Consider the following 26,541-nt stretch of genomic DNA (forward strand, 5'->3'; position numbering starts at 1 on the left):
ATGTCTATTAAGTTAAAATCTATTGCCGTTGTTGGCGCGCTATTAGGCTCATTAGTTCTAACGGGTTGTGGCGAAAAAGAGAAAGACCCGAATAGCATCAAAGTCGGTGTTATTATGGGGAAAGAGTTGGAAGTCGCTGAAGTTGCACAAAAAGTCGCAAAAGAAAAATACGGTTTGAATGTGGAACTTGTTGCCTTTAATGATTTCGTTTTACCAAACGAAGCTCTCAGCAAAGGTGATATTGATGCTAACGCATTCCAACACAAACCTTATCTTGACCAACAAATTAAAGATAGAAATTATAAATTGACGCCTGTCGGCAATACCTTTATCTATCCTATCGCGGCATATTCCAAACAAATTAAATCAGTTGATGAACTTGCTGACGGCTCACAAATCGCATTACCTAACGATCCAACGAACTTAGGTCGTTCACTACTTCTCTTACAACAACAAGGTCTCATTAAACTTAAAGATGGAACAGGTTTAATGCCTACCGTTTTGGATGTTACTGAAAATCCTAAAGGATTGAAGTTTGTTGAATTAGAAGCACCACAATTACCACGAGCACTGGATGATCAAAAAATTGCTCTAGCTATCATCAATACCACGTGGGCAAGTAGTGCAACACCTAAATTAACCCCAGCAAAAGATGGTTTATTTGTAGAAGATAAAGAATCTCCATATGTCAATATTATTGTTGCTCGTGATGACAATAAAGATGATGAAAATGTGAAGAAGTTTGTTCAAGCATATCAATCAGATGAAGTTGCTAAGAAAGCAGATGAAGTTTTCGATGGTGGCGCAGTTAAAGGCTGGTAATCTTTTTTATTCGTAAAAAAATGATTAATATACTAGGTGGTGTAATGCCACCTAGTATTTTTTGTATTTTATAAAGATAAAACATAGCAGATGTAATTTTCCCAATACCTATAAGATAAGAAAGGAAAAACTTATGAGATTGTTATTGCTCACCCTAGCAACGTTTATTTTAGCTGGGTGTGGAATGAATCAATACATTCATCAGGGTCCAAATAAAGGCTTCACAAATATGAAGCTATCAAAGCCTGCACCAAAAAAAACGACCAAGCCTGAAACGACTAATGTCAAGCTTATGAATAGCCCTGAAGAATTATTAGGGATGCCGTTTAAAGACTTAGGGATTGTTTCTGGAGAATCATGCCGCGAGAATGTACAAAGCCCGCCAGCCAATCTTAATGTGGCTAAAAAAAGTATGTTATCGAAAGCAGCCTATATCGCAGCCGATGCGGTGTTGTTGCATCAGTGTCAAACCATGACCTCACCGGGATGCTATCAAGCGACAATCTGTGAAGGTAGCGCAATACAAATTGTTGAATAATAATCAAATGCAATCATTCCAATGTAATGTTATTGGACATATCGAATCCCCCTATAAGGAAAAATTTGCTATCCCACGCCAACCTGGGCTTGTACTAGGTGGCTCGGGACGGCTGCATTTACACCCCCCTTATAATGACCCTAACGCTGTCAGAGGATTAGAACAGTTTAGTCACATTTGGGTGCTATTTATTTTCCATCAAACGATGAATGGGGGATGGAAGCCACTCGTACGTCCTCCAAGACTCGGTGGGAATGATAAAATGGGCGTCTTCGCCACCCGCTCGACCTTTAGACCAAACCCTATTGGTATGTCATTAATCGAATTGAAAGGGGTTATCCAAAAACACAATCAAGTGATTTTGGAGTTAGGCAGTTTAGATTTAGTTGATGGTACTCCGGTTATTGATATTAAACCTTATTTACCTTTTGCAGAAGCCATTCCAAATGCACAAGCCGGCTTTGCACAAGATGCACCATCTGTGGATATGCACGTTATTTTTCACCCGCAAGTTCAACAAGATTTAGAGAAATACCAAATACGCTATCCGGGAATTGTACAATTTATTCAACAAGTATTGATGCAAGATCCCCGCCCCGCATATAAAAAACAAGCGATGACAGAGCCCCGTGATTATGCCGTCCATTTACTTGATTTTAATGTGCGCTGGAGGGTGATTAATAATGTAACAGAAGTCTTCGCCATCGAGCCTTATGAAAAAATCATCTAACCCCTTTTGGCAAAGCACGGTCACTGGTAGACTAGCTGTTTATCATGCTGCTTTTGCAGCCTAGATTGATTTGGCAATAAAACCTTTTGCCATCACCCGTTGTTCTAATGGAACCTATACAATGCGTACTAGCAAATATCTGCTCTCAACACTAAAAGAGACTCCTGCAGATGCCGAAGTGATCAGCCATCAGTTGATGCTTCGTGCAGGAATGATCCGTAAACTTGCATCAGGCCTTTATGACTGGTTACCGACTGGTGTCCGCGTTCTACGTAAAGTCGAAAACATTGTCCGTGAAGAAATGGAAAATGCGGGCTCAATCGAGGTATCTTTGCCCGTAGTTCAACCTGCCGATTTGTGGCAAGAGAGTGGTCGCTGGGAGCAGTATGGTCCTGAATTACTGCGTTTTACTGATCGTGGTGAACGCCCATTTGTTTTGGGTCCAACTCATGAAGAAGTGATTACTGATTTAATTCGCAATGAAATTACTTCATACAAACAGCTACCACTGAACTTATTCCAGATTCAAACTAAATTCCGTGATGAAGTGCGCCCACGTTTCGGCATCATGCGTTCACGTGAATTTATCATGAAAGATGCTTACTCCTTCCATACATCACAGGAATCATTACAAGAAACCTATGATGCAATGTATGAAGCTTACAGCAAAATCTTTACTCGTATCGGTTTTGATTTCCGCCCAGTACAAGCAGATACAGGCTCTATCGGTGGAAGCGCATCTCATGAATTCCAAGTTCTCGCGCAAAGCGGTGAAGACGATATTGTTTTCTCTACAGAATCTGATTTTGCAGCCAACATCGAGCTTGCTGAGGCGATTGCGCCATTAACACCACGTGCAGCAGCAACAGAAGAGATGCGTCTCGTTGATACACCAAATGCAAAAACAATCGCCGAGCTGGTTGAACAATTCTCTTTGCCGATTGAAAAAACGGTGAAGACGCTGATTGTCCGTGCAAAACCAAATTCGGGTCATCAATTAGTCGCTTTATTGATCCGTGGTGATCATGAACTGAATGAAGTGAAGGCGGAAAAACACCCTCTCGTTTCAAGCCCATTGGAATTCGCTTCAGAAGAAGAAATCAAAGCGGCAATTAAAGCTGCGCCAGGTTCATTAGGCCCAGTTAATATGCCATTACCAATGATTATTGACCGCAGTGTCGCTGTCATGAGTGATTTTAGCGCTGGTGCTAACATTGATGGTAAACACTATTTCGGTATCAATTGGGAACGCGATGTAGAGCAGCCAGAAACATTCGATCTCCGTAATGTGGTTGAAGGTGATCCAAGCCCAGATGGAAAAGGAACACTGCTTATCAAACGTGGCATTGAAGTGGGTCATATCTTCCAATTAGGCACTAAATATTCAGAAGCGATGAAAGCTTCAGTGCAGAATGAAGAAGGCCACAATCAAATCGTCACTATGGGTTGCTATGGTATTGGTGTTACTCGTATTGTTGCAGCGGCAATTGAGCAAAGCCACGACGAACGCGGCATTATTTGGCCAGATGCGATCGCACCATTCCATGTTGCGATTCTGCCAATGAACATGCACAAATCGTACCGTGTCAAAGAGGTTGCAGAAAAACTCTATGCGGATTTAAAAGCACAAGGCATAGAGGTCATTTTTGATGACCGTAAAGAACGTCCTGGTGTTATGTTTGCTGATATGGAGCTTATCGGTGTGCCATACACGATTGTTATTGGCGATAGAAACTTAGATAACAATCAAGTTGAGTACAAAGCACGTCGCAGTGACGAGAAAGCCCTTGTTGGTCTTGATAACGTAGTGAGTTTCTTAAAAGAAAAACTCGCGAATACCTTACGTTAATGATGCTCTGCCCAACCTGTTTATCCATATAGGTTGGGCATTTTTGTTATAAATCTAAATATGACCCAAGTAAAAAACCCTTCTCAGTAATCGTCTCTTTTAATCTTTTTGAAGTTAAAATTTCTAACTCTTTTAATCTCGGATAAGCGTAACGACTTTTTAATAATTCCTTACCTAGGAACGCTGGATGACACATTATTTCAAGTGAACTATCCCCTCGCTGTTTCGCAGTATCGAGAATATTTAAAAAGAGAGATTCAGATATAGAATGAGGTTCCCCATAAAATTCAGCTGAAAAGTAATCCGTTGTGCGCGCAATATGTGTGGTTTTATCGTCAATATTTCCATCACGAACAACACGCACTGCAACCCCTTTTTTATTGGCAAATTCAACAATGCGAGGAAAGAGAGTCGGTATCATTTGTACATGATGGTGCCCATCAATATGACTTGGCGGATGACCAAAAATTTCACAAAATTGGTCATACTGAAAATGTAATTCCTGCACAATTTCCTCTATCGGTAATTGGCCACGTTTTTCGATTTCCCATAACCATTTCCCAAGTATACCTTGGCGAACTAACGATGGCATTGGCGTAAATGGCATGCCCGCAGTTAATACAAAATGCATACCCACTGTTAATGTTGGTAAGTCCGCGGCAAGTTTGGCGGCATGGTGAACATCCGGCATATTTACCATAGCTGTCGTTGATAACACAATACCGTGATGATGTGCCTCAACAATTCCATAATTAACTGATTTGCATAAGCCAAAGTCATCTGCATTGACGATAAGTAAAGGTGTCATATTCCGCTACCATTTAAAATTTAGCGACGCATTGATTCTTCTTCAAGGTGCTTAATAGCCTCAGCAAAATTAGGCAAATACTCTTTATGCGCTAAAAGTAGGTCTTTAGCCATATTTCGTGCATCATGATCAGAGCTCACTAATGGATTTAGGTTCATCGCTAATAAAATATCATTGAAATTACCACTAATAGCCGCTTCACATGTGGCTATCTCAAATTCTTTTATTGTATAAATGAGTCCCAATACTTTTTCATCGAAATGCGTCATTCTTTTGTGTGGTGTTATGCCATTACGCCCTAATTGACATGTCATCTCTATCACCCAATCCGATGGGATATTATCGATATGTCCACGGTGAGGAATATTGACATAGTGTTCAGTTTGCTTGTCGTTATAAATAGCATTGATGGCTTCACAGGCAGCGTCTGAATAATAGGCTCCCCCTCGCTGTTCAAGCTGTTTTGGCTTAACGTTTAATTCAGGGTCCTGATATAAATCAAAAAGTGACTTTTCAAGTTTTTTAACCACCTGTGCCCTAGTGCCCGCTTTGTAGAATTCAGCCATCTCAATAGCTAGCATCTCTTTATATTTAAAGTAATACTGCAAGTATGAGCAAGGTATCAATTTTAGAGCGCTTAAAAAACCACTATCGAATGATAACCCCGTAATGTTTTTAACTGAGTTTGTACTGTATGAATGAGCAATAATACCCTTCAATATTTCATCAAACCGGGAGATTCCATCGACAAAAATATCTTTAATAAAGACCATATGATTTAAACCAAAAAGGTCTATCGATAAGTGATTTTTTTCAGTTAATTTAAGTGCCTCTGTAATAAACATTTTCATACCGATAGGCACATTACAGACCCCAACGAAACGCTGAAAATTCGTGTATCTATGCACAGCCTCTGTGATCATACCGGCAGGGTTAGTAAAATTAATTATCCAAGCTTGAGGACAGAGCTCTTCAACATCTTTAATAATGTCAAAGATCACTGGAATAGTCCGTAATCCTTTAAATAATCCGCCAGCACCGTTAGTCTCTTGCCCTAAATAGCCATAGCGTAAAGGTATGATTTCATCTTTTTCTCGTGCATCTAATAACCCGACCCTTAACTGCGTCGTCACAAAATCAGCATCTTTGAGCGCTTCTCTACGATTTAACGTTTTATATAATTTAAGCGGAATATTGGCATTTTTTATCATCCGTAAGCTTAAATCATAGATAATGTCTAACTTTTCCTTTCCTTCTTCAATATCCACTAGCCATAATTCACTAATAGGTAGTTCAGGATAACGTTTAATAAAACCATCAATTAATTCAGGGGTATAACTGCTTCCACCGCCAATAGTCACAATTTTTAATTTATGTTCCATTTAATCCTCTACCTATTTTATTAATAGCTATGAATGGTAGTGTTCAGTTAACTTATACCACGTTATGTTTCATCCTATCTTCATCATATTTATTAAGTTACTGTAAGCTTTTTCTATATTCACTTGGTGTTAACGATGTTGCCTCTTTAAATTTCTTAACAAATAAACTCGGGCTACTGTAACCAGATTCAAAAGCAATATCTGTAATAGAGTAATTTGTTATTTCCAGCTGTTTTTTAGCAAAGTTAATCCTAATATCATTAATAAGCTGCATGGGCGTCTTGCCGTAATAACGCTTTGTAGCTCTCGTCAAATATTCTTGAGACTTCCCTGTAATTGCGACCATATTTTCTAATGCATGCTCATTAAACATTGCAATTTCATGCATTTCTTCAATGGTATTTTTTAACCATTGAGGTGTATCGTCATGTAATTTTCTTTCTCTGTAGTGACGTAATCGATTAACGACATTGAAAGTGACTACTTCAATAAATTCATTAAACTCACTGTCACGAAAATTTAATGATGCGATGACGGATTCAATATAAGCCATAAATTCACTTTTCAGCGAATAGGCTTGTGAAGCAACAAAAAATGAGGGAAGCAAAGGTGAAAAATAGCTTTCAAAAAATGCCTTTCTTATTCCAACATTGAAAATTCGAGTTGCTCCAAACTCATAAAAACTTTCATGACTAGAGCCAATGGGTAAAAAAACAAAATCACCTCTTTCAAGTAACACCTTTCTACCATTCACTTGCTGATAATAGCGCCCAGTGAGAACGATAGTGTATTCATAATAATCATGTTGATGCAGCCCTGTAACGCTTTCAGTTTTATTATAAATAACAACATGAAAATCCTTGTCATTAAATATATCGTTCTCACAAACCATTCTAATATCCATATTAGAATTATCGTTTTTTATTAGTGGCTGCATCATTCCTCCTCAGTTATTGGCTTATTTTTTTATGAAGCTCTATTAGCTCTATGACCAACTCACGCGAAAGTATGGTGTTCATTAAATGATCTTGAGCATGAACCAATATTAAGCTAACTTTAATTTTCCCCTCTCCCATATCAGCTTCAATCATTTTTGTTTGAACTTGATGAGCTTCACTCAATGCATGTTTTGATTGCTCCATTAATTCCATGGCCTCAACAAATTGGCCTTCCTTGGCGCAATTTAATGCCTTATAGGCTAAGCTTCTTGCCATCCCAGAATTAATGATAAGCCCCATCACGACCTCTTCGAGGCCATCAAAAGAAAGAACACCATTATTATCTATATCAATCATAATTTTTTTATTCTCTGCTTTATATTTATCAATTAAAACTTCAGTGCATCTTTAATATCTTCTTCACTTTCATCTTTATCTATCATTCCCTGAGCTTTATTAGAAATAATAACAAAGGGTAAATAAACAAGGATGGAAACTCCGAGGTTAAACAAGGCTAATAATAAAGCCGAAATATTCCCATTTGTATTAAAGAATGCCCCCAAGCCAGCAGGCATTGTCCATGGTCCTATATTGGTTATTGGCGGTATTATTCCCATATAATAAGCAATAACGGTAATTGCAGCTAATAGCGGTTGAATGATAATAAATGGAATAAAAAGTATCGGGTTCATGATAACAGGAATACCAAATATAATAGGTTCATTAATTTGAAATATGCCTGCGGGTAAACCTATTTTAGCAACTTGTCGATAATCAGGACGGCGTGATGCAATAAATATTGCAATGATTAATCCAAGGGTCGCACCTGTCCCTCCCAGAAAGACATAAGAATCTAATAAAGGTTTCGCCCATAAATGGAAAGTGTGCCCAGCGGCAATTGCATTATCAATAGAACCGTATTCATTATATAGTGCCACATTTTCCAACGCCCAAGGAGTCATAATTCCTGAATCAAGGGCTGTCAGCGCTAACGCACCATGAATACCAAAAAACCATAATAAGGAGGTAAAAATGGTGTAAGCCCAACCAACAACACCACCTAAAGAAGCTAATGGCGTTGCGATCGTATCCATAATAAATTGGTGGAAATTAGTTGCTTGAGCTGACAAAATCCATGCAATAATTCCGACAACTAAAAGAATAATAAAACCAGGAACTAATGCTGAAAATGAACGGCTGACAGCAGGTGGAACTGTATCCGGTAATGTAATAACCCATTTACGCCGAACAATAAAAGCAAAAGCTTCGGCAATCACTAAACCGATGACAATACCTGAAATGATATTGGCCCCACCTAACCAATTAGCCCCTATCGCATAAGCACCATTAACATCAAATGGCGTTACCGTAATAAATGCAGCGATACCGATAATCCCTGCCGCTATTGAGTCCACTTTACGTTCTTCAGCCAGGGCCATTGCAATAAAAAAAGGGGTCATTAACGACATAATACCTAATGTTCCATTGTAAATATTACCGCCAATTCCTTTGAACTTATTTAAAAATTCTATTGTTTCAGGTGACAAGCGAACACCTAGCGAATAGAAAAATGACCCTTCACCAAAGCTAAGAAAAACGTTATTAATCAAAACAAACATAGCCCCAATTAATACTAAAGGCATCAATTTAATGAAGCCATTTTTAATTGCATTAATATGAGGTTGATTGCCCAATTTTAATGCAATTGGTAGCAATACTTTTTCAAGAGAAGTGAGCATATGATTCATAGAATATCCTTAGATACTTTAATCACATATCTTGTTTGCTAAAACAACCATAACAAATAGATAAAGAATTGAAGTTATTAAAAACTAAAATTAATTAACATCATTTATTTTTTATTGCTGCCACTGCTGCTTTTAACACGCCCAGACCATCAACTTTTCCATACAATATCGGATCAATAACTTCAACGAGTTTAGTTGGAAGTATTCTCTGGATTTCAGAACTTTTCCATGCAATCTGAGGACCAAGTAAAACAAGATCCGCATCGATACCTTTTTGTGCTACAAGGGTTTCCGAAAACGCTTCAATAACAACTGGAACATCATATTTTTCAGCTTGTTGACGCATTTTTGATACAAGAAGAGAGGTTGACATTCCCGCCGAACAAAACAGATAAATAAGCTTTTTTTCCACAATAAGCTCTCCCAGTCATACTGCCCACTATAAATATCTATTAGCCTCATGAGATATTTTACGTTTTTATTCTCTAAATTCAGCTGGCGTTATCCGCGAGTTGCTTCTAGTTGAATAAAGTATACGTAATCTCCTTTACTGTTGATATTTCGTGGCTATGGAGAATTGTTTCTCATTGACTTATCGTTATGACGCCCCTCACATTTCAAAAAAATATATTTTTATATATAAATTATCAATTAATTATAATTTACTTGATATCAGTAAATATAATCACTTTACCTTATATTGACTTCAATCCTTACCAATATTTTTATGGCTAAAAAAATATCGACTCTTATTGAGTCGATATTTAAGGTATTTAATTATATAAATTAAATCTATTATTTACATGAGCTAGATTTATCAAACATAATATGACCGGTTTGTACTAATGCAGGGTCAAATTGACCATCTTCCATTGAAGGTCTTACGGTATAATAGCCTTCAATTTCAGCATAAACTGGCGTTCCGCCCGTTACACCTGTCGCACTGTATCCTTTTTCCAGATCAAGGCCTGAAGCAGTATAAGTACGCCCAGTTTTACATTCAGTAAATGTTGCAGCATCAGCTAAATAACGGTATTCACCAACTTTTTTACTTGCTGTGACTTGATTTAATGTGTAATTCAATTGTGATTGAATTTTATTTCCTTCCTGATCAAGCAATACCATTGACTTATCATCAGCAGAAGGTAAGAAATATGAACGTTCACCATTGGCATTGGTCATGCGTAATTTATCCCCTTCTTTTGCCCATGACCCTGTTTCATAAAAAGTTTGGTTGCCATCACGCGTGCCTAAATAAACTAATTGCTCAACATAAGTACCATCTTGGTTCACCAGCAAGGTTGCTTCGATACCAGAGCAATCTGCACATGGCAAAGTGCCCGTATATGCTCTATCAATATAAGTCACGCTAGGTTGTTTGTCCGCGCTTTGGCATCCAGCTAATGCCATTATGCCTGTCGCCATTAATGCTAAAAATAGTGTTTTTTTCATTACCTTTGTCTCCTAACTATTTCATTCTTATATTTTTAGTCTGCATTTACATCATAGCATCTTACACTAATAAAAATGTTGTTATTATTATATTTCGGACTTTGCTGATGTATAGGGGCTCGAGAAGCATTCACGAACTGTCTATTTAAGTTTTCATCTATCACTGATTATTGTTATTAAAATTACTGTGCTATTATCCTATCAAGCACATGATGCTTGGTGAAAATAGTCAAGGCGGCAATAACCGCCACTAACACAGTGGTGAGGGAATATGTCTACAGATACTGAATATCAACCTATCAATTGTGATGATTACGAATATCTTGAAATCGCATGCCAACGTCAGTTGAAACTTGAAATAAAGCTTCATGGCGGCGAAATCATTGAGGGTAAAGCCAGCGATTTGCTCTTACGGAAGAAAGTTGAGTATTTAATTTTAGAAACTCAAGATGGGACGAAAGAGCTGCGATTGGATTATATCAATACCTTCAGTCATCCTGAGATCGGCACTATCGTTGTCGATAGCTCTCACTAAAACTCATACACCATTGAGTCCTTCTATGCCCCTTATGAAAGATCACAGTCATAAGGGGTTTCTTCTTTTCATTTACTGATTAAACCGATATTCATCGAATTTGACCCAATGAAAAGCAATGCCAAGTTTATCATCATCGGCAAGGCCTTCCGGTGTAATAAAACACCCTATTGCAGTAATTAGCTGCTCATTGTAGTAAATCAGGGGAACTCTTTCTCGCATCCACGGAGGAATTCCCAGTTCTTGCCAAATTTTCTTACTGCTTCTTGAATGCATTCTCCCAACAATTTTAAGTGTTCCTTGCAAACCAAAGCGCACGGTGACTTTTTCTGTTGGTAATGGAGGACGGATTTGCCCTTCATCAGCAATGACCTCAATAATGCCTAAAGCTTCAGGTAAAATAAACGGGTCAGGATAATGCCAAGCATACTGCTGCCCCAATAACTGATTGATACGACGCACAACCCATAAAGCGCCTTGATATCGACGGATATCAATATGGCCTAATTGGCAAATAGGCTCAGCATCCTGACGAGCAAGCGCGACTTCCTGCCAAATACGGTGTAATTGATTAAAAGGCGGCATGGGTAATTGATGTAGGCCAATCCAACGTCGTAGCAATGCGTTACGTTTAGCGCTAGAACAAGGCTGTAATGCATCGATGAATAGACCACCACGATAATCCATCATGTCCTCTAGGGCATCTTGTAATAGCTCATCAAGCAAGTTTTCCTGTTCTGCGCACAAAGCCGCGCTACGTGATACGGCTTTCGCGAAATGAGGCCAGCGCTGTGCCAGAACAGGCATAATATTCAATCGTAGGAAATTACGGTCATAGCGGTCATCTTGATTACTATCATCTTCTACCCACGGAAGCTGTTCTTTATTGGCATATGTCTCTAAATCATCGCGAGATATCGCTAGCAATGGACGAAGCAGGCAAGTTTGCCCGTAGTGGCCATTAAATGTCGATAATTCTGGCATCGATGAAAGCCCTGCTGGCCCGCTACCTCGTTTTAATGCCAACAGAAATGTTTCTGCTTGATCATCCAGATGTTGTGCCGTCACGATAATTTCATCTTCTAACAGCGCATCACGATAAGCTTGATAGCGAGCCTCTCGCGCAGCCGCCTCAATGCCACTATTTGTAGAATCAACCGTGACATGCGTACAAATAAAGGGAATTTCCCATTGTGCACACAAACTCGAACAGTGCGCTTCCCAAGCGTCTGCTTTCGAATTTAGCCCATGATGAATATGAATAGCGCGCACTTCAAGAAACGGTTGTTGATGTTTCTTTATTTGATAAAGAGCATGCAGTAATACCGTTGAATCAACACCACCACTAAATCCAACCAGTATTTTGCTATAGTTACCAATCTTATTGAATACGTGCTCAATGATTGTTTGTGGTAGTTTCACTCTTCGCTGCCCTTCTAAACGATGATTAATGCTTTTTAGCTTGCCCAACACATAAGATACCGGAAATAATCACTAACAACACCCCGATAATATAAGCAATTTCAAATGGGTCGCTTAGAATAACAACTAACCAAAGTACCGATAATACTGGAGATAAAAACACAATAGAGGCAATTTTAGCGGAGTGCCCCGTATTCATCGCCTTAAACCATAAAATATAGGATACGCCATTAATCAGTACCCCATTCACTATCGTTGGCCAAAGCGATGTCTCCGTGGGCAACTGAAATGCGCTGAATGAGAGTAATAATACCAATGATGTTAAGGTCGAAAAAATAAAGAGCCAAACAGTACTAATATAGGGGTCGATAGAATACTGACGAGAGAATACAGACATTAACGCAAAACAAAATGCACCACTAAACACTAATAGTAAAGCTAGAGGATGTTCAACTTGCAGCTGGGTTATATGACCTTTGGTAAAGGTGATAATCACCGCGATAAAGCCGATAATCACACCGGCTATTTGCCGAGTTGCTAGCTTGTCCTTTAATAAAAAAACAGACAATAAGATAATAATTAAAGGCCAACTATACTGAATAACGAGTACGGCAATACCATTTTCAATCGAGTAGCCATAATACAAAAGCAAATAAAACAAGCAATCTAAGACACCTAAAATACACACTTTAATTAGCGTATTAGACGGCAAAATAAATAGCTTAGCAGGTTTATAACCCGCACTCATCGCGACCAATATCACCGCAATTACTGAAATTAGGTTGGACCAAAATAAAAATTGAAAGCTATCTAAGCCCTCTTGCCCAAAACGAGAAACAATCGGAATAAAGCTCCATATCAGTACACACATTAAGGCATAGATTAAATAGTTATATTGCCTCATCCATCTCCCTTACTTAGGTTTACTTTCAATTGTTCGAGAAATCATAATAAAAAACGGGAGCTGGATAAACCAAACCCCCGTTTTTCGTGACTAGCCAACCTTAATTAGCAATAGCCGTATTCCATTAAACGCTGGTAACGACGATTTTTTAATGCTTCTTCATCAAGCTCAAGCAATTCGTCCAAATCTTCAACAATACGCGCTTTTAAAGAAGCTGAAATTTCATCGTAATTACGATGCGCACCACCTAAAGGCTCTGTCACCACATTATCAATTAATTTGAGTTCTTTAAGGCGAGGTGCGGTGATCCCCATCGCTTCTGCCGCTAATGGGGCTTTATCAGCGCTCTTCCACAGGATAGAGGCACAGCCTTCAGGAGAAATAACCGAATAGGTGCTGTATTGCAGCATATTCACTTTATCACCAACCCCAATAGCCAATGCACCACCAGAGCCGCCTTCGCCAATAACAGTACAAATGACTGGGACAGATAAGCGAGACATTTCACGCAAGTTACGTGCAATTGCTTCGGATTGACCACGTTCTTCAGCGCCAACACCAGGATAAGCCCCCGGCGTATCGATAAAGGTAATAATAGGTAAATTAAAACGCTCAGCCATTTCCATTAAGCGCAATGCTTTACGGTAACCTTCTGGAGCTGGCATACCAAAATTACGGCGAATTTTTTCTTTCGTTTCACGGCCTTTTTGGTGGCCAATCACCATCACTGGACGACCATCTAAACGCGCGATGCCACCCACGATAGCTTTATCATCGGCATAAGCACGATCACCTGCCAGCTCTTGGAAATCTGTGAATATACGAGCAATATAATCTAATGTATAAGGGCGACGTGGGTGACGAGCAAGCTTAGCAATTTGCCATGCACCCAGATCAGAGAAAATCTTACGCGTCAGCTCAAGACTTTTTTCACGTAAACGAGCAACCTCGTCATCTAGGTTGACTTCTAAATTGTTGTCTTGACGGCTAACTGCAGTCAGCGAATCAATTTTCGCTTCCAATTCAGCAATTGGCTGTTCAAAATCAAGAAAATCCAGACTCATAATATTCCTATTTTAGTCAAATTCTAATTCTACCTGCTCATTACCCAGCAGAGTTCGCAGAGAGTTCAGAAGGTCATCAACGGGTGTCACACGCCAAATAACCCCAAATTTAAGTTTGGCTCTGGCGTCATCCTTCTGATAATACAAATGAACCGGAATCGTTCCTGAACGATGGGGTTCAAGAGTGCTGCGAAGTCGGTTCAGCAACTGATCATTAATTTGTTTATCTGACAGTGAAATAGCAAGTCCTCGCGCATATTTTTCCCTTGCTTCACTAATATCCATTAACTCCCGTACTGTCATTTTATTACCACCGTTAAAATCATCAAAGCTGACCTGACCGGTGGCAATCAGGATAGTGTCTTTTTCCAGCAAGTGCTGGTATTTATCTAGTGCATCTGAAAATAACATAATATCCAGACGACCGGAACGATCATCAAGCGTACAAATTCCGATTCGATTGCCACGCTTAGTCGTAATAACTTTGGCCGAAAGTACTAAACCTACCACAGTTGTCACTTGACCACGAGGGGTTGGGTTCACATCTTTTAATCTTAAACCATTAGTATAGCGCTCGATCTCACTTAAGTAGCGCGTTATTGGGTGCCCTGTCAAGTAAAGCCCCAATGTTTCTCGCTCGCCATCAAGTACGACTTGATCAGGCCATTTGGGTACGCTTGCGTATGAACTTTCTACTTGTTCGGGTGCTTCCGCCAGCACACCAAACATATCCGTTTGCCCGATAGCTTCTGCTTTTGCATGCTGATCAGCCGCTTTCAAAGCATCTTCTAATGAAGACATCAAGGCCGCACGATGGGGACCTAAATGATCAAATGCCCCCGCCATGATCAGTTTTTCCATAACACGGCGGTTAATTTTTTTCAGATCAACGCGAGCACAAAGATCAAATATTTCTTTAAATATACCACCTTTCTGGCGAGCTTCGATAATGGCTTCGATCGGCCCTTCACCAACCCCTTTGATGGCACCAATGCCATAAACAATTTCACCTTCATCGTTAACATGAAAATGATAAAGTCCACTATTAATATCAGGTGGTAATACTTTCAATCCCATCCGCCAACATTCGTCGACGAGACCGACAACCTTTTCGGTATTATCCATATCCGCCGTCATTACCGCAGCCATAAATTCAGCTGGATAGTGAGCTTTCAGCCACAATGTTTGATACGAAACCAGAGCATAAGCCGCTGAGTGAGACTTGTTAAATCCATAACCAGCAAACTTTTCTACCAGATCAAAGATTTTCATCGACAGTTCCCCATCGACTCCATTTTTGATCGCGCCCTCTTCAAAAACAGAACGCTGTTTCGCCATCTCTTCGGGTTTCTTTTTCCCCATTGCACGGCGCAACATATCTGCGCCACCTAGCGTATAACCCGCTAATACCTGTGCAATCTGCATAACCTGTTCTTGGTATAAGATAATACCGTAAGTTGGCTCCAAGACAGGTTTTAATGATTCATGTTGCCACTGTACGTCTGGGTATGAGATCTCTTCACGACCATGTTTACGGTCGATAAAGTTATCTACCATCCCTGATTGCAATGGACCAGGACGGAACAAGGCAACCAATGCGATCATATCTTCAAAACAGTCAGGACGTAGCCGCTTGATCAGATCTTTCATGCCTCGGGATTCCAGCTGGAATACCGCGGTCGTTTCTGAACGTTGCAACATATCAAAACTTTTTTGATCATCCAGCGGGATTGCGGCAATGTCGATAGGCTCAAGCCCTTTCTTGGCTCGCCTTGCATTGATCATCTCTAATGCCCAGTTGATGATCGTTAGGGTACGTAACCCCAAAAAGTCGAACTTGACCAACCCCGCATATTCGACATCATTTTTATCGAACTGAGTAACTGGGTTATTACCTTCCGCATCACAATAAAGCGGCGCAAAGTCTGTAATTTTGGTGGGGGCAATAACAACGCCCCCCGCATGTTTTCCTGCGTTACGCGTGACACCTTCAAGTTTACGCGCCATATCAATCAGCGCTTTAACTTCTTCATCTGCCTCGTAAATTTCAGGTAACTGTGGTTCGGCTTCAAATGCCTTATCTAGAGTCATACCCGGATCAGGGGGAACCAATTTCGAAATCCGATCCACGAAGCCATACGGATGCCCCAATACTCGCCCTACGTCGCGGATCACCGCTTTTGCGGCCATAGTACCGAATGTAATAATCTGAGAAACGGCATCTCGCCCATACATTTGAGCAACGTGGTCAATCACCTGATCACGTTTTTCCATACAAAAGTCGACGTCAAAGTCCGGCATGGAAACACGTTCTGGGTTTAAGAATCGTTCAAAAAGGAGGTCGAACTCCAAGGGATCCAAATCGGTAATTTTCAGCGCATATGCAACAAGTGACCCCGCACCGGAACCACGCCCTGGACCGACTGGTACGCCATTATCTTTCGACCATTGAATAAACTCCATCACGATCAAAAAGTAACCAGGGAACCCCATTTGGTTAATAACGTTAAGCTCAATGTCTAAACGCTCATCATATTCAGGTCGTCTTTCTGCTCTCACTTTCTCATCAGGGAATAGAAACTCGAGGCGCTCTTCTAATCCTTCTTTTGAGCGCATAACCAAAAAGTCTTCTGTTTTCATGTCCCCAGTAGGGAATTGGGGGAGAAAGTACTCACCGAGACGAATGGTGACATTACAACGCTTAGCAATCTCTACACTATTTTCAAGCGCTTCAGGGATGTCGGCGAATAGCTCGCACATCTCTTCTTCCGTACGTAAGTATTGCTGAGGGCTATATTTTTTAGGCCTTTTAGGGTCAGATAAGGTAAATCCGTCATGGATAGCTACACGTATTTCATGAGCATCAAAATCGCTACTTTCAATAAAGCGTACATCATTCGTTGCAACAACCGGCAAACCACGCTGTGTAGCAAGCTCTACCGCCGCATGCAAATAGCTTTCTTCATCAGGCCTTCCTGTTCTAATTAATTCAAGATAATAACAACTAGGAAAGTGGGTTTCATAAAATGCTAAGCATTCATCAACCAGCGTTTGATTACCACGTAATAAAAACTGCCCGACATCCCCTTGGCGGCCACCAGACAGTAAAATCAGTCCTTCTTTATGTTTTACCAGCCAATCACGGTGAATGGTCGGGCCAATCGCACCGTAACCTTTTTGATACGCTTCTGAGATCAAAAGAGTTAGGTTTTGATACCCTTCATTGTTACGAGCCAACACGGTTAAGTGTGCGATTTCGTCGCCGAGTTGCTCGCTTTCAACAAAAAAGTCAGCCCCAATGATGGGTTTGATACCAGCACCGTGCGCTGCTCCATAGAATTTTACTAAACCGCACAGGTTCGTAAAATCGGTAATAGCAAGTGCTGGCATCCCCATTGCTGCCACTTTTTTGACTAATGGGCCAGTTTTTGCCAGCCCATCAATCATTGAATAATCACTATGAACACGTAAGTGAATAAAACGAGGTTCAGCCATCTAATTTATACTCAATTTTTCGCTTCTAATGCACGACGCACTGGAGCAAAACTCTTACGATGAAATTTTGTTGCACCAAATTGTGCGAGTTTTTCTAAATGATATGCGGTTGGATAGCCTTTATGCTTAGCAAAACCATATTCAGGGTAAGCTATATCCAACTCAACCATTTCACGATCTCTAACCACTTTGGCTAAAATGGAAGCGGCGCTGATTTCCTGAACTAAACTATCACCTTTGACGACGGCTTGTGAAGGCATCGATAATGTAGGGCAACGATTGCCATCCACTAAGACAAAATCCGGTGTCATACTTAAACCAGCAACGGCCCGCTGCATCGCCAACATTGTTGCATGCAGAATATTGAGTTCATCAATTTCTTCTGGTTCTGCTCGGCCAATACACCAACATAAGGCTTTTTCTTGGATTTCAACAAACAGCTTTTCGCGCTTTTTTTCCGTTAATTTTTTCGAATCCGTCAAACCGATGATCGGTTTGGTAGGATCTAATATGACCGCGGCGGTGACAACCGCCCCCACCAACGGGCCACGTCCGACTTCATCTACGCCAGCAATTAAGTTGGCTTTAGGGTATATAAAATCCATTAATTTCGAACCAAATCCAATACAGCATCAGCCGCTTGTTTATCTGCATCGCAGCGAATCAATTGGTGAAGCTGTAAAAATGTTGCTTTTAACTGTTCCACCTGCTCCCCCCCTTCCAATAATGGAATTAACTGCTGAGCTAAATTATCAGGTTGGCACTCTTCTTGGAGCAACTCTTTAACTATTTCTTTTTCAGCCAGTAAGTTTGGCAGTGAAACATAAGGTGTTTTCACTAACCGTTTTGCTAACCAAAAAGTGAAAGGCTTCATACGGTAGCCAACCACCATCGGACACTTGGTTAACATGCATTCCAACGCAGCAGTACCCGAGGCAAGTAGGGTCGCATCCGCCGCGATCATGGCATCTCTAGCCTGCCCATCTAACAGATGAATCGTTAACTCAGGGGCGACCTGTTGACGAATCGATTCAAATTGCTCACGACGTTTTTGATTGACGAGAGGTACAACAATATGCAGGTCAATAAAGTGCTGGTGCAAAATTTTAGCGGTTTGTAAAAAATCAGCACTGAGCATTTCGACTTCAGAGTGCCGACTTCCCGGTAATAGCGCTAAACATTTTCCTTCCTCAGGTATACCAAGACGTTGTCTTGCCGCTATTTTATCGACATGAAGAGGAATTGCATCGGCCATGGTATGCCCAATAAAGCGGCACGGAACATTAAAGCGATCATAAAACGCTTTTTCAAAAGGTAAAAAAGCAAGCACTAAGTTTGTCGAGCGCCCAATTTTGAAAACACGCTTTTGTCGCCATGCCCAAACGGATGGACTAACGTAATGAATAGTTTTAATGCCTTTTGATTTTAATTTGCCTTCAAGGGTAATATTAAAATCAGGTGCATCAATACCGACAAAAATATCTGGCTGCAACTGTGTAAAGCGCTTGGTCAGGTCTTTACGAATAGAAAGTAACCGAGGGAGCCGACCTAATACTTCAACGACACCCATCACTGCCAACTCTTCCATTTCATACCAAGCTTCACAACCTTCCGCTTGCATTAAAGGCCCCGCCACGCCAACAAAACGTGCATCAGGAACTTGTTCTTTCAGTGCTCGGATAAGCCCAGCGCCGAGTATATCGCCAGATGTTTCTCCAGCAACAAGGCCGATAGTCAGTGGGCGGTTATGATTCGCCAAAATTCTCTCCTTAGGGGCTGCTTACCTTTGGTGGTCAATTTTTATTCGCATTAAACCGTTTTATCTCGACAAAAATTCTTAACATAAGAAAAACGGTTTTTATCGAACCCGAGGGCTACGCTTTCTAATTTTCGGTTTAAATGAACCTAATTTTATTCAATATCATACTTGAATCATCAGCTTATTAATTCCCCTAAATCAGGGTAATAATAAACAACAAAGGTAAACAACCCCCGGCTAACGGCCTGACTTCACTCGCGTAAAGAACAATTAGCGAATAATACCACGGTTAGACTCAGCCGAGTTTTCAAGGAAATCACTGAAAACTTTTACGTGAGGATTTGCTTGAGCAAGCTCGGCAATTTCACTACGTGCTTCTTCAAGTGACTTGCCTGAACGATAAAGGGTTTTATAAGCATTACGGATCGCATGCAAAGACTCTTTATCAAAGCCGCGGCGCTTTAAGCCTTCAATGTTTAGGCCATAAGGCGTTGCATGGTTACCTTGCGCGATAACGTAAGGGGGGACATCTTGTGCCACACCAGAACAACCACCAACCATAACGTGAGCACCAATTTGACAAAACTGGTGAACAGCAGTCATACCGCCAATTATCGCGAAATCACCTAAAATAACATGGCCACCCAATGTACCGTTGTTGGCAATGATACAACGGTTACCAATAATACAGTCGTGAGCGATATGCACGTTGACCATAAATAGGTTGTCATCACCCACTTTGGTCAAGCTACCACCTTGGGTTGTGCCACGATGGATAGTCACACTTTCTCTAATCCGGTTTCTGTCACCGATTTCGACGCGTGTTGGCTCACCTTGATATTTCAGATCTTGGTTAATTTCACCAATCGAAGCAAACTGAAAGATCACATTATCACGACCAATTTTGGTATAGCCATTAATGACAATGTGAGATTTGAGCTCAGTGCCTTCACCTATTTCAACGTTAGCACCAATATAACAAAAAGGGCCAATACGAACATTGGCACCGATAATAGCTCCATCTTCGACAATCGATGAGGGATGAATACAGGCTGTTTTATCAATCATATCAGACCTCACGGCGACGGGCGCACATCATTTCAGCTTCGCAGGCCACTTCTCCATCTACTTTTGCAACACCTTTAAAACGTGCAACGCCACGACGTTCTTTAATGAACTCGACTTCGAGGATCATTTGATCTCCCGGTAATACAGGACGTTTGAAACGCGCATTATCAATCGCTGCAAAATAATACAATTCACCCGGCTCTAGTTTACCGACACTTTTAAATGCCAGAATACCTGTAGCTTGTGCCATGGCTTCTAGAATCAATACGCCTGGGAAAATCGGTTTGCCTGGAAAATGCCCTTGGAAAAATGGCTCATTAAATGAAACATTTTTTACTGCACGCAGAGATTTTCCTTTTTCAAAATCCAGTACGCGATCAACCAAAAGGAACGGATAGCGGTGTGGAAGTAGTTCTAAAATCTCTTCAATATTCAGAGTATGATTATCACTCATCGAAATACTCTTCCTGTCTATAAATACAATTTAATTAACGAATCGGCCTGCTTTAACCATAAACTTAGGTTAACTGGCAGGCCGGAAAAACGTAACTCAGTCACTTATTTTAACCTGAATTACAAAATGATTACTGTTTTTTTTGAGTTTGGCTGTCCAATTCACGTTCAACAGCTTTCAAACGCTTATTCATCTCATTGATATTCAAAACTAACGCTGCTGTTTTACGCCAAACTTTATTAGGCTGTAAAGGAATACCAGAAGAGTATACACCAGGTTCTGTGATTGGTCTCATAACCATTCCCATACCTGTGACGGTCACCTTATCACAAATTTCCATATGACCATTAATGACGCTGGCGCCACCAATCATACAGTAGCGACCTATTTTTAAACTGCCAGCCATGATAACGCCACCGGCGACAGCGGTACCCTCGCCAATATTAACGTTATGCGCTATCTGGCATTGGTTATCAATAATGACATTGCTACCAATAACCGTGTTATCCAATGCGCCACGATCAATCGTTGTGCAGGCACCAATTTCGACGCGATCACCAATAATAACTGTGCCGAGTTGCGGTATTTTAACCCAATTGCCACGGTCATTTGCGTAACCAAAACCATCGGAACCAATCACTGTACCTGACTGGATCAAACATTGCTCACCGATTTCAACATGATGATAAATACTAACATTCGCCCAGAGACGACTACCGGCACCAATACGGGCATGTTTGCCCACAAAGCAACCAGCACCAATTACAACGTTATCACCAAGCACAACACCACTTTCAATAACCGCATTTGCACCTATCGCCACGTTGCTCCCAACCTGCGCATCTTCAGCGATAACTGCTGAAGGGTGAATGTTTTCTGCTGGACTTGGTGTGGTATCCATGATTTGTGCCATGCGTGCATAAGCAAGGTAAGGATTATCAACCACCAGCGCTGCAACCTTACAAGCACTAAGGTCTTTAGCTGTTAACACAACCGCAGCAGCCTGACACTCTGCAAGTTTATCGCTATAACGGCTATCTGACAGGAATGTGATTTGTTGATTATTTGCTGAATACATCGGAGCAATACCGGTGATGACAATATTGCCATCACCGTGTAACTGTGCATTCAACTGCTGAGCAAGGTCAGCCAATCGAATTGAGGACATCTATTATTTAACCTGCTTTTGAACCTGACTGGTAATGTCTACGCTATCTTTTGCATAAGCAACTGCATTTGCATCGATAACCACATCATAGCCTTCTTTGGCAGCGACAGATTTAATAGAATCCTGAATACGGCTTAGGATTTTGTTACGTTCTTCCATTTGACGACGACGATTGTCTTCTTCAAATTTCTGAGCTTTTTCTGCAAACTGATCACGCTTGGTCATCAGCTCTTTTTCTTGTTTTTCACGTTCGCTTTGCTTCATTGTTGCACCGTCACGACGCAGTTTTTCGACACGTGACTGTAGATCTTTTTCCAAGTTCTGCAACTCTGTCGCACGGCTTTTAAATTCGCTTTCAAGCTGTTTAGCAACGGCTTCGCGTGCTGGCATGTTTTGGAAAATTTCACCAACGTTCACGACAGCAATTTTATCTGCATAAGCACCCGCAGACATAGCCAAAGCCAGACTCACACCCGCCGCACACAACAATTTTTTCACACGAAACTCCTTAACCCATATTTATGGCTGGAAATTTTAGTTACCCTCACATTAATGTGTGAGGGCTTTCCTTAAATAGACACAGTCTAGATTACCATGTTCTACCAATATTAAATTGGAACTGTTCTGATTTATCCCCTTCGTAGTCCTTAATAGGCTGCGCATAGGAGAAGACCAGAGGTCCAAGTGGTGACATCCATTGTAAAGCAACCCCAGCGGAAGCTCGAATATTCGTCGCTTTACCATAATCAGGCATGCCTGCACGCCACTCAGGATTAATACTATTCCAATTGGTATCCCACACGGTTCCTGCATCAACAAATAATGATGTTCTCACCGTATTCGCATATTTCTCATCAATGAATGGTGTTGGTGTAATCAGCTCAAAAGACGCTGCATACATTGCGTTACCACCAACGGCATCACTCGATGGGCTACCCGGTTCTGGGCCGACTTTGCCATTCACATTTTTCAGATAAACCGCTTTTGGCCCGATGTTATTAGAGCGGAAACCACGAATAGTACTTGAACCACCCGCATAGAAGTTTTCGTAGAATGGCATTTGCTTACTGCCGATACCATCACCGAAACCTGCTTGTGCACGACCTAAGATAACCCACGTTTCATCTTCGTTGAGTGGAACGTATTGAGCGGTGTCGAAACGCAGTTTATAGTACTCGTTATCAGAGCCTGGAACAGTAATCTTACCTGAAACACTGGTTTTATTACCCGATGTTGGGAAGAAACCACGGTTCAATGAATTATAAGTCCAACCTACGTTAACAGTGAAGTCATCTGCATTAAACTTCTCTTTATTGCGGCCATCATCATTGATTGGTGGTTTATCTCCCATTGAGTAGAGGTAATCCCACATCGCGGCTTGCGGACGCATATCAGACAATGAGTTATGAACATAACCTGCGCCGAGGCGGAATGAGTTATTTTCATTGAATGGGAAGCTTAAGAAGCTATCTAAACCATAAGTCTTATTCGTATAACCAGACAGGTCTGCATCTTTTGCTCGGAAGTCATTATAGAATATACGACCGCCTAAACTCACACCGTTAACGGTAAAGTAAGGATCCGTAAATGACATCTCAACGTTGGTTGAGTAATCATTTTTACTTGCGTTGATCCCAACAGCATTACCTGTTCCCAACCAGTTATCTTGGGTGACACCAACTTGGAAACTCACACCACTCTCAGTACCAAAACCGACACCAAAGTTCATGGAACCTGTATTACGTTCTTTCACTTTGTAAACCACATCGACTTGGTCTGGGCTACCTGGGATCCGTTGAGTTTCAACATCAACTGTTTCAAAGAAACCTGTACGATTGAGACGTTCTTTACCTAATTCAACTAAGTCGTTCCCCAGCCAAGCCCCTTCCATCTGACGCATTTCACGACGGAGAACAGAGTCTTTACTCGTATCATTACCTTGGAAACGAATTTGGCGAACATAGAAACGGTTACCTGCATCGATATTAACATGCAGTTTAACTGTTTTATCTTCATCATTGATTTCAGGCTGCGTCATTACACGAGGATAGGCATAACCATAACGACCGAGAAGGTCCTTAATTTTATTTTCCATACTCGTCACTTGGGTGCCGTTATACAATTCACCCGGCGTGATCGTAATGAGTTCTTGAATTTCCGTTAGATGATCTGCGGTATTACCATTAATTTCCACACCAGAGATCTTATATTGATCGCCTTCAGTGACATTAATCGTAATGTAGATATCTTTTTTGTCTGGCGTCAAGCTGACTTGAGTGGAGTCGATGTTGAAACGCGCATAGCCACGATCAAGATAGAAGCTACGCAGAGTTTCTAAGTCACCAGCCAGTTTTTGTTTTTGATATTTTTGGTCTGCCGCTAAGTTCCACCATGGTACATCATCGCGTAATTGGAATTTGTTAACCAATTCTGCCGTCGTGTAATTTTTGTTACCCACAACGTTAATCTGCTGAATTTTTGCAGACACGCCTTCAGAGAACACAAATTTTAAATCAACACGGTTACGCGGCAGTGGCGTAGCAACGGCTTTTACTGTCGCGTTGTATTTACCAACGCTATAGTAGAAGTCTTCTAGACCCTTCTCAATGTTCGCTATCGTCGTACGGTCAAGAGCTTCACCGACACGAATGTTTGATGCTTCCAAGTTTTGTTTGAGCATATCATCTTTAACAGATTTATTGCCTGTAAAAGTGATACTCGCGATGGTTGGTCGCTCTTTAACTTGAACGATCAGCGTGTTTCCATCACGCAGGACCCTAACATCTTCGAAGTTGCCGGTAGAGAATAGAGAACGGATTGAACGGCTAATATCTTCGTTATCAATCGAGTCACCTACCCTAACAGGCATGTTCAATAATGCTGCACCAACGGCGACGCGTTGTAGACCTTCGAAACGAATGTCCTTAACTACGAATCCGTCTGAACCGTATGCAGTGGCGCTGCCAAACAGCAGCGACGCTATGAGCAACTTTTTCATCGCCATCGTTGTTATGCGTATTCCTTACTGGTCCCCAGCTTACTTGTTAGAAGCGAGAGAAATCATTAAAAAGTGCAAGTCCCATTAACAGAATCAATGCCATTGCACCTATCCGATAACTAAAGTCTTGTACTCGCTCAGACACTGGACTCCCTTTAATTTTTTCAATTAACAGGAAGAGCAAGTGCCCCCCATCTAAAACAGGCAATGGAAACAAATTGATAATGCCCAAGTTCACGCTTATCAGCGCAATGAACATCAAATAATATACCAAGCCTGATTCTGCCGATACCCCCGCACCTTTAGCGATCGATATCGGTCCACTCAAGTTGTTAAGTTTGACATCCCCAACAACTAATTTACCCATCATATTGACGGTCAGTTTCATTAACTGCCATGTTTTATCGCTAGCTTGATAGATAGCAGCGAATGGTCCGTATTGCTGTACCATTCTGTATTCATCCGCTAACGGTAACACTGTTAGTTCAACTCCCGCAAATCCAATTTGCTTTCCATTCTTTCCATTTTGGCTGTCTGGCGTCAATACCAGCGCAATGACCTGATTATTTCTTTCAACCTCTAATTTCAATGGCTGATTCGGACTATTACGAATAAATCGAGTCACTGGATTCCACAGATCGACGGCTTCCCCATTTACGCTAACAATTCTATCCCCAGGTTGTAAACCCGCGCGTTCAGCCGCAAGGCCCGGTGACACTTTCGATATCACAGGGTCGATTCGAGCAGAAACAGGCATGAGCCCTATGGAAAGAACAGGGTCTTGTGTTTCAGGATCAAATTGCCATGTGGTTAAATCAACCGTTTTGGTGATAGGTTCATTAAACCCTTGAGGTATCACCTCCATCGTGAGTTCACGATCACCAATTTTTCCCACTAGCGCTAAACGAATTGCATTCCAGTCAGGCGTTTCGATACCATCAATCGATTTTAGTTCCATACCCGGCGAAATATTGGCTGTCGCCGCAATCGATCCGGATTTGACATCTTCAACCACTGGGCGTACTGACGGAATACCAATCATAAACACCACCCAGTAGACAACAATTGCTAGTAAAAAGTTCGCAATTGGTCCTGCGCTAATAATCGCGGCTCTCTGTCCAATGGTTTTATTGTTAAATGCCATATGACGACGTTCAGGTGACACATCACCGACACGCTCATCAAGCATTTTGACGTAGCCACCTAATGGGATCATGGCAATAACAAATTCAGTACCTTGTCGGTCTACCTTACGCCATAACGTTTTCCCAAACCCGATCGAAAAACGTTCGACATAAACGCCACAGCGACGTGCGATCCAAAAGTGCCCAAATTCATGTACGGTAATTAACACGCCAATGGCGATAATAAATGCCGCTAAACTCCAAAAAAAGCCCATGTCTTATC

Annotated in this window: 24 protein-coding genes; 5 read left to right on the forward strand and 19 right to left on the reverse strand. The window is 41.2% G+C overall.

Annotation, left to right across the window (positions count from 1 at the left end; genetic code table 11):
• From ACWPW6_RS14565 to proS, 4 genes are all read left to right on the forward strand, one after another.
• Entirely contained in the window at positions 1–822 is an 822-nt protein-coding gene (locus ACWPW6_RS14565; protein WP_154625053.1) for a MetQ/NlpA family lipoprotein, read from the forward strand.
• A 133-nt stretch (positions 823–955) separates the two neighbouring features.
• Positions 956–1,360 carry an Rcs stress response system protein RcsF gene (rcsF, locus tag ACWPW6_RS14570; RefSeq protein ID WP_154625052.1) on the forward strand — a complete coding sequence of 135 codons (405 nt, stop codon included), beginning with the start codon at positions 956–958 and terminating at the stop codon, positions 1,358–1,360.
• 7 nt (positions 1,361–1,367) lie between these two features.
• Complete coding sequence (gene tsaA, locus ACWPW6_RS14575) at positions 1,368–2,090, forward strand: tRNA (N6-threonylcarbamoyladenosine(37)-N6)-methyltransferase TrmO (RefSeq protein WP_154625051.1); 723 nt, start codon at positions 1,368–1,370, stop codon at positions 2,088–2,090.
• Positions 2,091–2,211: 121 nt separating this feature from the next.
• A complete protein-coding gene (gene proS / locus ACWPW6_RS14580; RefSeq protein ID WP_154625050.1) occupies positions 2,212–3,939 on the forward strand; it encodes a proline--tRNA ligase in 1,728 nt (575 codons plus the stop codon).
• Positions 3,940–3,985: 46 nt separating this feature from the next.
• Here the strand turns inward: proS and chbG are convergent, their stop codons facing one another.
• The 7 genes from chbG to nlpE form a co-directional block, all read right to left on the reverse strand.
• Positions 3,986–4,747: a chitin disaccharide deacetylase gene (gene chbG / locus ACWPW6_RS14585; protein WP_249999245.1), complete on the reverse strand. Its 762-nt coding sequence runs from the start codon at positions 4,745–4,747 to the stop codon at positions 3,986–3,988.
• Positions 4,748–4,767: 20 nt separating this feature from the next.
• A complete protein-coding gene (locus ACWPW6_RS14590) occupies positions 4,768–6,129 on the reverse strand; it encodes a 6-phospho-beta-glucosidase (protein ID WP_249999247.1) in 1,362 nt (453 codons plus the stop codon).
• A 97-nt stretch (positions 6,130–6,226) separates the two neighbouring features.
• Positions 6,227–7,033 carry a transcriptional regulator ChbR gene (gene chbR, locus ACWPW6_RS14595; RefSeq protein ID WP_154625057.1) on the reverse strand — a complete coding sequence of 269 codons (807 nt, stop codon included), beginning with the start codon at positions 7,031–7,033 and terminating at the stop codon, positions 6,227–6,229.
• 46 nt (positions 7,034–7,079) lie between these two features.
• Complete coding sequence (gene chbA, locus ACWPW6_RS14600; RefSeq protein ID WP_154625047.1) at positions 7,080–7,424, reverse strand: PTS N,N'-diacetylchitobiose transporter subunit IIA; 345 nt, start codon at positions 7,422–7,424, stop codon at positions 7,080–7,082.
• A 32-nt stretch (positions 7,425–7,456) separates the two neighbouring features.
• Positions 7,457–8,815: a PTS N,N'-diacetylchitobiose transporter subunit IIC gene (gene chbC, locus ACWPW6_RS14605; RefSeq protein ID WP_154625046.1), complete on the reverse strand. Its 1,359-nt coding sequence runs from the start codon at positions 8,813–8,815 to the stop codon at positions 7,457–7,459.
• Positions 8,816–8,915: 100 nt separating this feature from the next.
• Positions 8,916–9,227, reverse strand: a complete 312-nt coding sequence (locus tag ACWPW6_RS14610) for a PTS sugar transporter subunit IIB (RefSeq protein ID WP_163862843.1) — start codon at positions 9,225–9,227, stop codon at positions 8,916–8,918.
• Positions 9,228–9,610: 383 nt separating this feature from the next.
• Positions 9,611–10,267: an envelope stress response activation lipoprotein NlpE gene (gene nlpE, locus ACWPW6_RS14615; RefSeq protein WP_154635704.1), complete on the reverse strand. Its 657-nt coding sequence runs from the start codon at positions 10,265–10,267 to the stop codon at positions 9,611–9,613.
• 271 nt (positions 10,268–10,538) lie between these two features.
• On the opposite strand from nlpE, the gene rof reads away from it, so the two are divergent.
• The gene (gene rof / locus ACWPW6_RS14620; protein ID WP_154623766.1) at positions 10,539–10,802 is read left to right on the forward strand and encodes a Rho-binding antiterminator; all 264 of its coding nucleotides are present in this window, start codon (positions 10,539–10,541) and stop codon (positions 10,800–10,802) included.
• A 72-nt stretch (positions 10,803–10,874) separates the two neighbouring features.
• On the opposite strand, the gene tilS is transcribed toward rof, so the two are convergent.
• The 12 genes from tilS to rseP form a co-directional block, all read right to left on the reverse strand.
• Complete coding sequence (gene tilS / locus ACWPW6_RS14625; RefSeq protein WP_249999248.1) at positions 10,875–12,224, reverse strand: tRNA lysidine(34) synthetase TilS; 1,350 nt, start codon at positions 12,222–12,224, stop codon at positions 10,875–10,877.
• A 25-nt stretch (positions 12,225–12,249) separates the two neighbouring features.
• Entirely contained in the window at positions 12,250–13,128 is an 879-nt protein-coding gene (locus ACWPW6_RS14630) for a DMT family transporter (protein ID WP_249999250.1), read from the reverse strand.
• A gap of 104 nt (positions 13,129–13,232) precedes the next feature.
• Complete coding sequence (accA, locus tag ACWPW6_RS14635; protein WP_154623764.1) at positions 13,233–14,192, reverse strand: acetyl-CoA carboxylase carboxyl transferase subunit alpha; 960 nt, start codon at positions 14,190–14,192, stop codon at positions 13,233–13,235.
• 12 nt (positions 14,193–14,204) lie between these two features.
• Positions 14,205–17,687 (reverse strand): DNA polymerase III subunit alpha, encoded by a 3,483-nt coding sequence (dnaE, locus tag ACWPW6_RS14640; protein ID WP_249999252.1) that lies wholly within the window; start codon positions 17,685–17,687, stop codon positions 14,205–14,207.
• 11 nt (positions 17,688–17,698) lie between these two features.
• Positions 17,699–18,292, reverse strand: coding sequence for a ribonuclease HII (gene rnhB / locus ACWPW6_RS14645; RefSeq protein WP_154623762.1), 594 nt, complete (start codon positions 18,290–18,292; stop codon positions 17,699–17,701).
• Entirely contained in the window at positions 18,292–19,446 is a 1,155-nt protein-coding gene (gene lpxB, locus ACWPW6_RS14650; protein WP_154623761.1) for a lipid-A-disaccharide synthase, read from the reverse strand. Before lpxB ends, rnhB begins: the two co-directional genes overlap by 1 nt.
• A 270-nt stretch (positions 19,447–19,716) precedes the next feature.
• Positions 19,717–20,514, reverse strand: coding sequence for an acyl-ACP--UDP-N-acetylglucosamine O-acyltransferase (gene lpxA, locus ACWPW6_RS14655; RefSeq protein ID WP_154623760.1), 798 nt, complete (start codon positions 20,512–20,514; stop codon positions 19,717–19,719).
• Position 20,515: 1 nt separating this feature from the next.
• A complete protein-coding gene (fabZ, locus tag ACWPW6_RS14660) occupies positions 20,516–20,968 on the reverse strand; it encodes a 3-hydroxyacyl-ACP dehydratase FabZ (protein ID WP_004916757.1) in 453 nt (150 codons plus the stop codon).
• A gap of 130 nt (positions 20,969–21,098) precedes the next feature.
• Positions 21,099–22,136: a UDP-3-O-(3-hydroxymyristoyl)glucosamine N-acyltransferase gene (lpxD, locus tag ACWPW6_RS14665; protein ID WP_154623759.1), complete on the reverse strand. Its 1,038-nt coding sequence runs from the start codon at positions 22,134–22,136 to the stop codon at positions 21,099–21,101.
• 3 nt (positions 22,137–22,139) lie between these two features.
• Complete coding sequence (skp, locus tag ACWPW6_RS14670) at positions 22,140–22,634, reverse strand: molecular chaperone Skp (RefSeq protein WP_163862850.1); 495 nt, start codon at positions 22,632–22,634, stop codon at positions 22,140–22,142.
• Positions 22,635–22,725: 91 nt separating this feature from the next.
• Positions 22,726–25,140, reverse strand: a complete 2,415-nt coding sequence (bamA, locus tag ACWPW6_RS14675) for an outer membrane protein assembly factor BamA (protein ID WP_154623758.1) — start codon at positions 25,138–25,140, stop codon at positions 22,726–22,728.
• 40 nt (positions 25,141–25,180) lie between these two features.
• On the reverse strand, positions 25,181–26,533 hold the full coding sequence (rseP, locus tag ACWPW6_RS14680; RefSeq protein WP_154623757.1) for a sigma E protease regulator RseP: 1,353 nt from the start codon (positions 26,531–26,533) through the stop codon (positions 25,181–25,183).
• Positions 26,534–26,541: the final 8 nt, after the last annotated feature.

The organism is Providencia sp. Marseille-Q8014, assembly GCF_965112055.1.

Coding starts and splice junctions, on each gene's coding strand:
- ACWPW6_RS14565 (WP_154625053.1), top strand. CDS start 1: ATGTCTATTAAGTTAAAATCTATTGCCGTTGTTGGCGCGCTATTAGGC.
- rcsF (WP_154625052.1), top strand. CDS start 956: ATGAGATTGTTATTGCTCACCCTAGCAACGTTTATTTTAGCTGGGTGT.
- tsaA (WP_154625051.1), top strand. CDS start 1,368: ATGCAATCATTCCAATGTAATGTTATTGGACATATCGAATCCCCCTAT.
- proS (WP_154625050.1), top strand. CDS start 2,212: ATGCGTACTAGCAAATATCTGCTCTCAACACTAAAAGAGACTCCTGCA.
- chbG (WP_249999245.1), bottom strand. CDS start 4,747: ATGACACCTTTACTTATCGTCAATGCAGATGACTTTGGCTTATGCAAA.
- ACWPW6_RS14590 (WP_249999247.1), bottom strand. CDS start 6,129: ATGGAACATAAATTAAAAATTGTGACTATTGGCGGTGGAAGCAGTTAT.
- chbR (WP_154625057.1), bottom strand. CDS start 7,033: ATGGATATTAGAATGGTTTGTGAGAACGATATATTTAATGACAAGGAT.
- chbA (WP_154625047.1), bottom strand. CDS start 7,424: ATGATTGATATAGATAATAATGGTGTTCTTTCTTTTGATGGCCTCGAA.
- chbC (WP_154625046.1), bottom strand. CDS start 8,815: ATGAATCATATGCTCACTTCTCTTGAAAAAGTATTGCTACCAATTGCA.
- nlpE (WP_154635704.1), bottom strand. CDS start 10,267: ATGAAAAAAACACTATTTTTAGCATTAATGGCGACAGGCATAATGGCA.
- rof (WP_154623766.1), top strand. CDS start 10,539: ATGTCTACAGATACTGAATATCAACCTATCAATTGTGATGATTACGAA.
- ACWPW6_RS14630 (WP_249999250.1), bottom strand. CDS start 13,128: ATGAGGCAATATAACTATTTAATCTATGCCTTAATGTGTGTACTGATA.
- accA (WP_154623764.1), bottom strand. CDS start 14,192: ATGAGTCTGGATTTTCTTGATTTTGAACAGCCAATTGCTGAATTGGAA.
- dnaE (WP_249999252.1), bottom strand. CDS start 17,687: ATGGCTGAACCTCGTTTTATTCACTTACGTGTTCATAGTGATTATTCA.
- rnhB (WP_154623762.1), bottom strand. CDS start 18,292: ATGGATTTTATATACCCTAAAGCCAACTTAATTGCTGGCGTAGATGAA.
- lpxA (WP_154623760.1), bottom strand. CDS start 20,514: ATGATTGATAAAACAGCCTGTATTCATCCCTCATCGATTGTCGAAGAT.
- fabZ (WP_004916757.1), bottom strand. CDS start 20,968: ATGAGTGATAATCATACTCTGAATATTGAAGAGATTTTAGAACTACTT.
- lpxD (WP_154623759.1), bottom strand. CDS start 22,136: ATGTCCTCAATTCGATTGGCTGACCTTGCTCAGCAGTTGAATGCACAG.
- bamA (WP_154623758.1), bottom strand. CDS start 25,140: ATGGCGATGAAAAAGTTGCTCATAGCGTCGCTGCTGTTTGGCAGCGCC.
- rseP (WP_154623757.1), bottom strand. CDS start 26,533: ATGGGCTTTTTTTGGAGTTTAGCGGCATTTATTATCGCCATTGGCGTG.